Below are 11468 nucleotides of genomic sequence, written 5' to 3'. Positions count from 1 at the left end.
GCCTTGGCGGCATCGATCATGGCCTTCTGGGCCGAGGTCTGGGCCATGGCCGGTGTGGGAGCCAGGGCCGACACCGTGGCGGCGGCCGAACCCAGCGCCAGGACGGCGAAGGCGGCGGCAAGGAGATTGCGGTTCATCGTGATCATCTTTCGATCAGAACAGGTTCGGGTTTTCGCGCAGCAGATCCTGAAGTTCCTGATCCAGGCGAATGCGGACGTTGGCGTCCAGCGTCGCATTGATCTGGATCGGATCAACCTGAAGGCGGATCGTGGGCGTGCAGGCAGCCAGACCTCCGACCAGGACAGTCGAGGCCAGGGCCACAAAGGCGAGGCGGCGAGAAAGATTTCGTGGCGGCGTCATGGCGGGGGGTCTCCAGGATCGACGGTTCGTAGGCTTCAGTGCGCCGCGAGCTGTGAATGCGATCTGAACGTCTATGCAGGTCTAACGGTCAAGGTAAGGGCGATGTTCCCGATGGCGTGGCCGGTGCGGCGTTGCGGGCGCGGTTGATGGCCAAGAGGTCACCGACCACCTCGTTCAGGTTCAATGTGGTGTTCAGGTTCAGGTCGATGCCCGTGTCACTGGGCAACGGCAGGGGCCGGTTCAGGAACTGGCGGCTGATCAGCTCGGGGATGGTCAGGCGCAGCTCCTGACGCTCGGGCGGGTCGTGGCGACCCTTGATGGCGAACATCAGCCGGACCCGGCCGTCGCCCTCGCTGTTCACATTGGCCGACAGGGTGTCGAACGCCAGGTTTTCCATGGCCTGATAGGCGAGGTCCTCGACCGTACCGGGCGGGATGGCGCCCCCGCCCCCAGCCTCGATCCCCGACAGGGCCTCGCGCTGGATCGACAGACGGCCGGGCTGGACGGCGGCCAGGGTTCCGGCCTGGATGCGAACGCCGGCGACAGGGTCGTAGGTGAAGGGCAGGCGGCCCGAGACGACGGCGTCCAGCGCCACCTTGTCGTCGAAACCCGCGCCCTTGACGAGTTCGCCCAACTGGACCCGGTCGAAGACGATGACGCCGTCGAAGGGGGTGGCGCGGTCGAGCGGCAGCAGGAAGGGCTCGACCCGGATGAAGCCGCCCGCGACCTGGATCTCGGCACCCGAGACGGTGACGGCCGCCTTGCCCAGCGCGAAATTGACGTCGAGGTCGGTCAGGTCGGTGATGGTGACCAGCTTGTCCACATGCAGGATCTGGCCGGGCGCCGTGGTCAGGGGGGCCAGGTTGGTGAAGTCGATAGTCCCCCTCAGGCCCTGCACGGGTCCGGCGGGGGAGGTGAAGTCGAGACGGGGGATGGTCAGGCGGCCGGAACTGATGCCCTCGGGCAGGGCGGGGTCCCAGGCCAGCTGACCCTTGAACATGGCCGAGCCGGTGACGGGCGGGCTGACGATGCCGGTGGCGAGGGGCGTCAGGTCTGCGGGCTGGAGGCCGCCGGGCGCAAAGGTGAGCGTTCCGGTATCGATCTCTACGCCACCGCGCCCGGTCAGGCCGTCGTGGGTCAGGTCCAGATGGGCGACCGGTGTCTGACCGGAGGTCAGGTCGAAGCCGCCGGTCCAGCTCTCGCCGCTGAGGGTGGCGGAACCCGACGCCGACAGGGGGGTGAAACGCCGCGGGGTGGTGGCGTCGGTCACGCGGGCCGAGGCGATGTCGGCGACGAGGCCGATCCCGGCGGGCGATCCGGTCACGGCCGCCGTCCCCTCGATGCGATCGACGTCGAGGGCGAGGAAGGGGGCCTTAGCCGAAAAGGCCTTGAGGCCCAGGTCGGCGCGCCAGCGGCCGTCGCGGACCTCGGCAAGGGGACGGTTGATGGGACAGGCCTGACCGGCGACATCGAAGACGTCGTTCTCGCCGAGCTCCAGCCGTTCGACCGCGACATCGAGGCAGCGGGCGGCGACATAGGTCAGGACGCCGCGATCGGTGGCCAGGGTGCCGGTGGTGGTGACGTCCAGCCCCTGGGCCAGGCCGAAATCGAGACGGGCGCGGCCGTCCAGCCGGGCCGAGAAGCCGCCGGGGGTCAGCCGCCAGTCGGGGATGTCGAAGGTCGCCTCGGGCAGGCCCCGGCCGCGCGTCGCCGTGACCTTCAGCGCCCCGCCGCCGAGCTCGCCCGGCGCGGCCGAGAAGATCGGGCGGGCGACGGGCAGGACGGTCAGGACGCCACCGTTGCGAGGCGTCAGCCGGGCCGGGGCGGTCAGGTCGATCCGGGTTCCGGGCGTCCCCGCGCTGAGACGGAACGACGGCAGCTCGACGGCGAAGTCGCCGAGCGCGGCCTTCATGGAGGCGAGTTCCGGCACATCGTCGGGACCGATCGGCCCGAACAGGGGCCAGCGACCGCCGGACGCCTTGAGCGCGCCCGTAGCCTGGATCAGGGTGCCGTCCCTCTGGACCGCATCGAGATCGGCCGTGCCTGTGACGCCGGTCAGGGCCAGGTCGCCGAAGGTGGACGAGGCCGCGCTCAGGGTTAGCGGACCGGTGGCCTCGACGCCTGCGCCCCGTCCGCCGACGACGAGGGCCGACGAGCGCAGTGTCGCATCGGACAGGACCAGCTCGCCGGCCGAGGCCCGGGCCGCCGTCATCGTCGCCGGGCCGGTCGCGGACCAGGCCAGGTCGCCCGCATTCTGGCGCGACAGGTCGAGCCGGGTCGCGGTCAGGGTCAGGTTCGGCGCGTTGGCCGAAAGGCCCCCGCCGGTCAGGGCCGCGGCGCGCACGGTCCCGGTCAGGTCGCCGGCGATGCGGAAGGTCTCGATCCAGCCGGTGGTCTGGCCGCTGAACTTCAGCCGCGCATCGGGCGCGGTCATGGCATTGCCGCCGACGGTCAGAGCGTCCCCGGTCATCGACAAGTCGATCGAGGCCTGGCCGTCGCCGCGACGGGTCTTCATGTCGGGATAGGGCAGGTCGGCGATCAGGCCGACACGGGCATTGCGTCCTGACACGACCGGGCCTGACAGGTCTGCGACGCGAAGGTCTAGGCCCACCGCCACCCGGTCGCCGGTGGTGGTCAGGTCGAGCGTGGCGGCCAGACCCGAGGCGCGCATGTCACCCTGGGCCATGCGCAGGTCGGGCGTCCTGGCCCGGAGCCGCATCAGCTTGCCGTTGTCGACGGTCAGGTCTGCGAAGACGGTGACCGGGCCGTAGTCGGTGTACAGGTTCAGGCGGCCGCCCTGGACGATGACCAGGGGCGAACGGCTGTCGGGCTGTGGAGGTCGGCCGGTGAATTCCTCGACGATGGGATCGAGGCTGCCCATCGAGAACCGATTGTCGGACCAGCGGGCCTTCAGCACCGGCCGGGTCAGCAGGATGCGGCCGGGGGTCACGCCTAACCCGGCACCCGACCACGGACCGGTGAGGCGGTAGTCCACGCTGACGTCGCCGGCGAAATCGGGATTGCGGGGATCGCCGACCACGATCCGGCCGACGAAGCCATCCAGTTCGAGCCGATCGACACGCACGCTCGCAGGCACCCCGCAATCGTCGAGCCAGCCGACCAGAACCTCGCGCGCGACCACCCGTCGGTTCAGCCAGGCCGCGCCGATCACGAGCCCCAGGGCCGTCGTGGCCATCAGGGCGACGATCGCGACCTTGCGCCCCGTCCGCCTCTTGCGGAGCGTCGGTGGGCTGGAAGATTCAGGATCGGCGGCATGCGCCGGCGTCGGTTGATCCGTCATCGGAACGAGGCGGGGGGTGTGGCCTGGAGCCGCAGGGTCATGAGGTTTGTCATAGACTGATCGCGCAGAGGGCGAAAAGCCCAGAACCGGCAAGGGATTCCGCTCCGCTCACGGCGGTTAACGCTTTGTAACGTCCTTCTTTCCATTGTGGTCTTGCTGAGGTATACGACCTGTCTCGCGACACCGGGGTACATCGGGCGCGATCCTTGCATGACCTTATGCAGACTTGGCGTTTCAGACTTAGATTTCCGGGGCGCTGTGGGGCGTCGTCATTTTTCGGGGACCGATGGCTCAGTTCGATCCACGCCGCCAGCCGATGCGTTTTGCACCGCACCTGCTGACTGCCACGGCCGCTTTGTCGGTCGCGCTGCTTGCCGGTCGGGTGTATCAACCCGCCCAGGCGCAGGAAGTTCCCGAGCTGACCCAACAACAGGTTGATGCGCTTGAAGCGCGCGCCTTCGCCGCCGCCGGAGCCCCCGCCGGACTGACCGCTCCCGAAAACGTCGCCGTCCAGATCCGCAGCGGCGAGACGTTCGAACAGGCCATGCTGCGCACCGGGATCGGTGCCGCCGAGGCCCACGCCGTCGCCGCCACCATTTCCAACGCCTTCGACGTGAACGACATGCGCGCGGGCCTGAAGTTCGAGACCGCCATTTCCAAGCCGCGTGGCGGGATGGGCGAGCCTCGCCTGATCGGCCTGACCATGCGTACGGGCCCGGCCAGCCAGCTGACCGTGTCGCGCAGCTTCGACGGCGCGCTGCGCCTGCGGGCCTTGGACGAGAAGGTCACGCACGAGACCGTTGTCGCCCGTGGAACGGTCGATCGCTCGCTGGCCTCATCGGCCGGGGCGTTCGGGGCCACTTCCGCCATCATCCGTCGCGCCACCCAGGTGCTGGCCGGCAAGCTGGACATGCGCCGCGACGTCCGTAGCGCCGACCAGTTCACCCTGGTGTTCGATCGCTCGGTGACCGAACAGGGCCGCACGGTCGCGACCGGCGACCTGCTGTACGCCGAACTCAAGGGCCAGGCCTTCTATCGCTTCAAGCCCGCCGGCGCGCGCGAGTTCGCCTATTTCGACGCAGCCGGTCGCAATCTGCGGACCACCGCCATGCGGGCACCGCTGTCCAGCTTCCGCCGTATCTCCTCGGGCTTCGGCGTGCGGGTCCATCCGCTGTCGGGCTATCGCAAGATGCACCAGGGCATGGACTATGCGGCCGTGACCGGCACGCCCATCGTCGCCCCTTCGGACGGCGTCGTCGTCGAGGCGCGGCGCTGGGGCGGTTACGGCAACTGGCTGCGCATCCGCCACGCCAACGGGCTCGAGACCGGCTATGGCCACCTGTCCCGTTATGGATCGGGCATCCGCGCCGGCCAGCGCGTTACCCAGGGACAGGTTGTCGCCTATGTCGGCTCGACCGGCGCCTCAACCGGTCCGCACCTGCACTATGAAATCTGGCGCAACGGCCAGCGGATCAATCCGGCCGGCATTCGCACCTCCGAAGGCACGGTCCTGGCGGGTGCCGACCTGAACGCCTTCCGCGCCGAAAAGGCCCGGATCGACCGGATCATCGCCTCGGGCGGCGAGAAGCGCCAGATCGGTGCCGCCCAGGTCGCCTCGGCCGACGGCCTGCGTCCCGCGCAAGGGTAAGCCGGTCAGACCGGATCGGTGGGCCTTGGCTCGACCGGTCCCTCTGTTCGCGCAGGCGTCGCCGGTTCGTCCGGCAGCGGAATGAACTCCAGATCGTCCTCGGTGGGCAGGGCCATGCGGCCGGCCTTCCAGTCCGCCTTGGCCGCGTCGATGCGTGCCTGGGACGAGGCGACGAAGTTCCACCAGATCAGCCGCTCGCCGATCGGCTCGCCGCCCAGGGCCATGACGGTGGACCCTTGCAGAGCCTTAACGGTCGGCTCGGCATGCGGCTCCAGCACGATCATCTGGCCGGCATGGAAGGTCCGGTCGGCGACCTCGATCGATCCCCTGGCGACGAACAGCGCGCGTTCTGACATTCCACCCGAGCCCTTCCCCGGCGGCGGCGCGGTGCGGACCCCCTCCTGCATCTCCCAGTGGACATAGAAGAGCGGCGACGACGTCTTCACCTTTGCGGCGGCACCATAGGCCTCGCCCGCGACCAGTCGGGCGAACAGGCCGCCGTTCTCATAGGCCGGCAGGTCGGTCTCGCCATGGTGGTCGAAGCTGGGATCTATGTCCTCGGCCCCGTCGGGCAGGGCGATCCAGGCCTGCATCCCGTGCATGGGGCCGCCTGTGGACTTCTTCAGCGGATCGGTGCGTTCGGAATGGACGATGCCCTTGCCCGCCGTCATCCAGTTGACCTCGCCCGGACGGATGGCCTGGGTCACCCCCAGATTGTCGCGGTGCATGATCTCGCCCTCGAACAGATAGGTCAGGGTCGACAGACCGATGTGCGGATGCGGCCGGACATTGATGGCGTCGGCACCGGGTGCGAACTCCGCCGGCCCCATCTGATCGAGGAAGATGAAGGGGCCGATCATCCGGCGCGCATGGAAGGGCAGGATGCGCCCGACCTCGAACCCGCCGAGATCCTTGCGCCGCGCGTCGATCACCATCTCGATCATGTCGATTCCCCAATGCCTTGTTGTAACATCGCTCGTGGAGCGGCGCGGCGCAACGCAGGCGCGAAGGATTCGGCGGGTCAGCTGTTGCGTGGGCGAGGAACGCCCAGATCCTTCATGACGCCGCGCATCAGGCCGTAACAGCCGCAGGACGCGGCCTCGAGCGCCTTGCGGTCCAGCACCTCGACCCAGCCTCGACCGCGCCGGATCAGATGCTCGCCTTCCAGCTGGGCCCCGACCTCACTGACCGTGGCGCGCCGCACGCCCAGCATCCCGGCGATGTCGGTCTGGGTCAGCTTGACGCGGTCGCTGTCGGAGCGGTCGTGGATGGTCAGCAGCCAGCGCGCCAGCCGCTCGTCCAGCCGGTGCTGGGCATTGCAGGCCGCCGTCTGCTGGACCTGGGCGAACAGGCTCTCGGTGAATTTGGCCAGCGACATCCGCATGGATTCACTTTTGCCCAGCGCGTCGGAGAAGATGTCGTTGGGCAGGCAGGCGGCGACGCCCTCCGACTGGCTGATCGCGCGGCTGGAGGCACGGGCGTTCATCGGCCCGCAGGTCACGCCGACCAGACCCTCGCGGCCGATGGCGGCGGTCTCGATCATCTTGTCGTCGGGCAGGACGGTCATCAGGGAGACGACCCCCTTCAGCGGGAACCAGACCTCATCGACCTCCTCGCCGGCGTCGTACAGCATCTGGCCCTGGGCGAAGGCCTTCTCGTTCAGGTGGGGCTCGATCCGCTTGCGGTCGGCGGGGCTGAGGGCAGCGATCCAGAGATTGTCCATTGGGGGCCTCCTGTGAACAGCGACGCTTGCTAACGCCCAAGCTTGGCCAGACGTTCCCGACGCGACCGCGCGACACGTGACGGGTGCTTGTGGCCCGGTTCAGGGCACGCTACGCCGGTCAAAAGAGGATCGAAAATGGCCCAAGCCCCTGTTGACGTTGCGGAAGTTCTGGCCGGCCTGCCGTTGTGGCAGGCGTCCAAGGGGGACCGACCGGCGATCGAGCGGCGGCTGATCTTCAAGGATTTCAACGCCGCCTTCGGCTTCATGACCCGTGTCGCCCTGATGGCCGACAGGATGGATCACCATCCGGAATGGTCGAATGTCTACGATCGGGTCGAGGTGCTGTTGACGACCCACGACGCGGGTGGCGTCACCGAACTCGATATCAAGATGGCCCGTTTTATCGACGAGGCTGCGAAGGACATGGGAGTGAAATCATGAGCGGACGCGTCGCGGGCAAGACGGCCCTGATTACCGGGGCGGCCGGGGGGCTGGGCGAGGCCATGGCCTGGATGCTGGTCCGCGAGGGGGCCAGGGTCGCCCTGACTGACGTGGACGGCACCCGCGCCCAGGCCCTGGCCGATGCCATCAATGCCGAGGTGGCCGGATCCGCCTTCGCCTACGCCCACGACGTCCGGTCGGAAGACCAATGGGTCGATGTGGTCGCCCGCGGCGCCGCCGCCATGGGCGGGTTGTCGGTGCTGATCAACAATGCGGGCGTCGGCGACGTGCTGCTGTTTGCGGAACAGGACACGGCCGAGAACTGGCAGCGGCAGTACGAGATCAATCTGCGATCCGTCATGTTCGGCTGCAAGCACGCCATGCCGCATCTTCGGGCGGCGGCGCCGTCTTCGATCATCAACATCTCGTCGATTGCGGGCCTGGCGGGGGCACCGGGCATGGGCGCCTACAATGCCACCAAGGCCGGGGTGTGGATGTACACCAAGACCGTCGCGCTCGAGGCCGCCAAGATGGAGTGGAACGTGCGGGTCAACTCGGTCCACCCGGTCTTCATCAAGACGCCGATCCTCGACCCCTTCATCGCCATGGCCCACGGCGACGAGGCCAAGGCCCACGAACGTCTGGCGCGCGGCATACCCCTGAAGCGGATCGGGGAGCCGGACGACGTGGCCTATGCGGTGCTCTATCTGGCCTCAGACGAGAGCAAGTTCGTGACGGGGACCGAGTTCAAGATCGACGGCGGGATGCTGGCGCAATAGGCGCGATCAAACCCCGCCGCCCTCCGAGAACAGCGGATCGGCCCTGAGGTAGCCGCCATCGCGCAGGCGATCGACGATCATCTCGGCGGCGGCCTCGGCGGTCATGGACGAGGTATCGACGACGATCTCAGGCGTTTCGGGGGCCTCATAGGGGCTGTCGATGCCGGTGAAGTTGGCCAACTGACCAGCACGGGCCTTGGCGTACAGGCCTTTGACGTCGCGGCGTTCGGCCTCGGCCAGGGGGGTGTCGACATGGACCTCGAAGAACTCGCCCGGCCCCATCAGATCACGGGCGACGCGGCGCTCGGAGCGGAACGGCGAGATGAAGGCGGTCAGGACGATCAGTCCGGCGTCCAGCATCAGTTTCGCCACCTCGGCGACGCGGCGGATGTTCTCGACCCTGTCGGCGTCGGTGAAGCCCAGGTCGCGGTTCAGGCCGTGGCGGACGTTGTCGCCGTCCAGCAGATAGGTGTGCTTGCCCTCGGCCCGGAGGCGCTTTTCGACCAGGTTGGCGATGGTGGACTTGCCGGACCCCGACAGGCCGGTCAGCCAGATCACGGCCGGCTTCTGACCCAGGTCGGAGGAGCGCGTGGCCTTGGAGACGTCCAGCGCCTGCCAGTGCAGGTTCTGGGAACGGCGGAGCGCAAAGCGGATCATGCCCGCCCCGACCGTCGCATTGGTCATCCGGTCGATCAGGATGAAGCCGCCGGTGTCGGGAACATCCGTATACGGATCGAAGGCGATCGGGCGGTCCAGCGACAGGTTGGCGACGGCGATCTCGTTCAGCGCCAGTTCCCGGGCGGCCAGCTGTTCCAGGCTGTCGGGATGGATGCGGTGCTTGATCTCCGTGACCTGGGCCGCGACCCGCTGGGCGCCGATCTTGAGCCAGTAGGAGCGGCCGGGCAGCAAGGGTTCGTCGGCCATCCAGACGAGGGTGGTCTCGAACTGGTCGGCGACCTGGGGCGGGGCGACGGCGCCCGCGATCACGTCGCCGCGCGAGCAGTCGACCTCGTCGGCCAGGGTCAGGGTCACCGACTGGCCGGCGACGGCGATATCGACGTCGCCACCGTGGGTGACGATGCGGGCGATGGTCGAGGCCCGGCCGGAGGGCTCGACGCGGATGGCGTCACCGGGCCGAACGGCACCTGAGGCGATCAGGCCGGCGAAGCCCCGGAAGTCCAGGTCGGGCCGGTTGACCCATTGGACCGGCATGCGGAACGGCTGGGACTGCAGGCGGTCGGCGTCGACCTCGACCGTCTCCAGATGCTCCATCAGGGTCGGGCCGGCGTACCAGGGGGTCTCAGCGCTGGCCGAGGCGATGTTGTCGCCAGCGACGCCCGAGATCGGGATGGCGACGACGTCGGTCATGCCCAGCCGCTCGGCGAACGCGGAATAGTCCGCGACGATCTGGTCGAAGCGGGCCTGGTCGTAGCCGACCAGATCCATCTTGTTGACCGCCAGGACGACGTGGCGGATGCCCATCAGGTGGGCGATAAAGCTGTGCCGTCGCGTCTGGGTCAGGACGCCTTTACGGGCGTCGATCAGGATGACGGCGAGGTCGGCGGTCGAAGCGCCGGTGACCATGTTGCGGGTGTACTGCTCGTGACCTGGCGTGTCGGCGACGATGAATTTGCGCCGGTCGGTGGCGAAGAAGCGATAGGCGACGTCGATGGTGATGCCCTGTTCCCGCTCGGCGGCCAGGCCGTCGACCAGCAGGGCGAAATCGATGGCCGACCCCTGGGTGCCGACCCTTTTGGAGTCCGCCTCCAGCTGGGCCAGCTGGTCCTCGAAGATCATTTTCGAGTCGTACAGCAGCCGCCCGATCAGGGTGGACTTGCCGTCGTCGACCGAGCCACAGGTGATGAACCGCAGCAGAGACTTGTTCTGGTGCGCCGTCAGATAGGCGTCGATGTCGGCGGCGATCAGATCGGATGGCCGGTAGCCGTGCGTGTCGAGGGCCATCAGAAATAGCCCTCCTGCTTCTTCTTCTCCATCGAGGCGGCCTGGTCGTGATCGATGGCGCGGCCCTGACGCTCGGACGTCGTGGTCAGCAGCATCTCCTGAATGATGGCGGGTAGGGTCTCGGCTGTACTTTCCACCGCTCCGGTCAGGGGATAGCAGCCGAGCGTCCTGAACCGCACGGATCGCAGTTCCGGCGTCTCGCCGAGCCGCAGCGGCATCCGGTCGTCATCGACCATGATCAGCATCCCGTCCCGCTCCACCACCGGACGCGGCGCAGCGTAGTACAGGGGCACGATCGGGATGTTTTCCAGGTGGATGTATTGCCAGACGTCCAGCTCGGTCCAGTTGGAGATGGGGAAGACGCGGATGCTCTCGCCGGGGTTCTTGCGCGCGTTATAGAGTTTCCACAGCTCGGGCCGCTGCGCCTTGGGGTCCCAGCGGTGCTGGGCCGAGCGGAAGGAAAAGATGCGTTCCTTGGCGCGCGACTTCTCCTCGTCGCGCCGGGCCCCGCCGAAGGCCGCGTCGAAACCGTGCAGGTCCAGCGCCTGTTTCAGTCCCTCGGTCTTCCACAGGTCGGTGTGCATGGCCGAGCCGTGATCGAACGGGTTGATGTTGCGGGCGACGGCGTCCGGGTTCTTGTGGACCAGCAGCTCCATGCCGTAGCGGGCCGCCGAGGCCTCCCGCATCGCGTACATGTCCCGGAATTTCCACGTCGTGTCGACGTGCAGCAGCGGGAAGGGCGGCGGGGCGGGATAGAAGGCCTTGGCCGCCAGATGCAGCATCACGGCGGAATCCTTGCCGATCGAATACAGCATCACCGGCCGCTCCGCCTCGGCGACGACCTCGCGCAGGATATGGAGGCTCTCGGCCTCCAGCCGCTGAAGATGGGTCAGGCTGGGCACGGCGGGTTCTCGGCAAGCGGCTACGGGCCGCGACATAGTCATGACACGGCCGAGGGCAGCCACGAAATCTGCTCATGCTGGAGGATAGCGCGCCTTAAGGGGCTGTTGGTGGTGCCAACATCCGGACGGGCAAGTCGCGACCCACTGGCTCGCAACTTTCGTCGGGAGACGATGCGCTCGCGTCATGTTCCCCGTCCATACTAAGGCGGATGTAGAGGGTGCCTCGACCGTCATCGTTAAGATAGCAATCGCGCGCCTCGCCAAATCGCAGACGGATCGCGATGCCCAGAAAGCGACCTGTTCGTCGATCTGCGCGATACTCGGCTGAAGACAGGTCGATGTCCTTCAGGGT

The 11468-nt window shown here is 67.9% G+C and carries 10 protein-coding genes; 3 read left to right on the top strand and 7 right to left on the bottom strand.

Annotation, left to right across the window (positions count from 1 at the left end; all coding sequences use genetic code 11):
- Positions 1-153: 153 nt before the first annotated feature.
- On the bottom strand, positions 154-360 hold the full coding sequence (locus tag ACILQR_RS12640) for a YnbE family lipoprotein (protein WP_395651760.1): 207 nt from the start codon (positions 358-360) through the stop codon (positions 154-156).
- Positions 361-448: 88 nt separating this feature from the next.
- Complete coding sequence (locus ACILQR_RS12635) at positions 449-3556, bottom strand: YdbH domain-containing protein (protein WP_395651759.1); 3108 nt, start codon at positions 3554-3556, stop codon at positions 449-451.
- A 391-nt stretch (positions 3557-3947) separates the two neighbouring features.
- Here ACILQR_RS12635 and ACILQR_RS12630 point away from each other — a divergent pair, with 391 nt between their 5' ends.
- Positions 3948-5309 carry a M23 family metallopeptidase gene (locus tag ACILQR_RS12630; RefSeq protein ID WP_395651758.1) on the top strand — a complete coding sequence of 454 codons (1362 nt, stop codon included), beginning with the start codon at positions 3948-3950 and terminating at the stop codon, positions 5307-5309.
- 5 nt (positions 5310-5314) lie between these two features.
- On the opposite strand, the gene ACILQR_RS12625 is transcribed toward ACILQR_RS12630, so the two are convergent.
- Together ACILQR_RS12625 and ACILQR_RS12620 are read right to left on the bottom strand one after the other, a co-directional pair.
- Positions 5315-6253: a pirin family protein gene (locus ACILQR_RS12625; RefSeq protein WP_395651757.1), complete on the bottom strand. Its 939-nt coding sequence runs from the start codon at positions 6251-6253 to the stop codon at positions 5315-5317.
- A 77-nt stretch (positions 6254-6330) separates the two neighbouring features.
- Entirely contained in the window at positions 6331-7032 is a 702-nt protein-coding gene (locus ACILQR_RS12620; protein ID WP_395651756.1) for a Crp/Fnr family transcriptional regulator, read from the bottom strand.
- Between the two features lie 135 nt (positions 7033-7167).
- On the opposite strand from ACILQR_RS12620, the gene ACILQR_RS12615 reads away from it, so the two are divergent.
- Positions 7168-7473 carry a 4a-hydroxytetrahydrobiopterin dehydratase gene (locus ACILQR_RS12615; protein WP_395651755.1) on the top strand — a complete coding sequence of 102 codons (306 nt, stop codon included), beginning with the start codon at positions 7168-7170 and terminating at the stop codon, positions 7471-7473.
- Positions 7470-8252 carry an SDR family oxidoreductase gene (locus tag ACILQR_RS12610; RefSeq protein ID WP_395651754.1) on the top strand — a complete coding sequence of 261 codons (783 nt, stop codon included), beginning with the start codon at positions 7470-7472 and terminating at the stop codon, positions 8250-8252. Before ACILQR_RS12615 ends, ACILQR_RS12610 begins: the two co-directional genes overlap by 4 nt.
- 6 nt (positions 8253-8258) lie before the next feature.
- On the opposite strand, the gene cysN is transcribed toward ACILQR_RS12610, so the two are convergent.
- The 3 genes from cysN to ACILQR_RS12595 form a co-directional block, all read right to left on the bottom strand.
- Positions 8259-10214 (bottom strand): sulfate adenylyltransferase subunit CysN, encoded by a 1956-nt coding sequence (cysN, locus tag ACILQR_RS12605; protein ID WP_395651753.1) that lies wholly within the window; start codon positions 10212-10214, stop codon positions 8259-8261.
- On the bottom strand, positions 10214-11158 hold the full coding sequence (gene cysD / locus ACILQR_RS12600; protein ID WP_395651761.1) for a sulfate adenylyltransferase subunit CysD: 945 nt from the start codon (positions 11156-11158) through the stop codon (positions 10214-10216). Before cysD ends, cysN begins: the two co-directional genes overlap by 1 nt.
- Before the next feature lie 52 nt (positions 11159-11210).
- Positions 11211-11468, bottom strand: a 258-nt coding sequence (locus ACILQR_RS12595) for a hypothetical protein (protein ID WP_395651752.1), incomplete at its 5' end; no start/stop codon positions are given.

The organism is Brevundimonas sp., from assembly GCF_044239655.1.
Taxonomy (GTDB): Bacteria; Pseudomonadota; Alphaproteobacteria; order Caulobacterales; family Caulobacteraceae; genus Brevundimonas.
The sequence above is the reverse complement of the archived record's forward strand: the minus strand, read 5'-3'. Positions and strand labels throughout refer to the sequence as shown.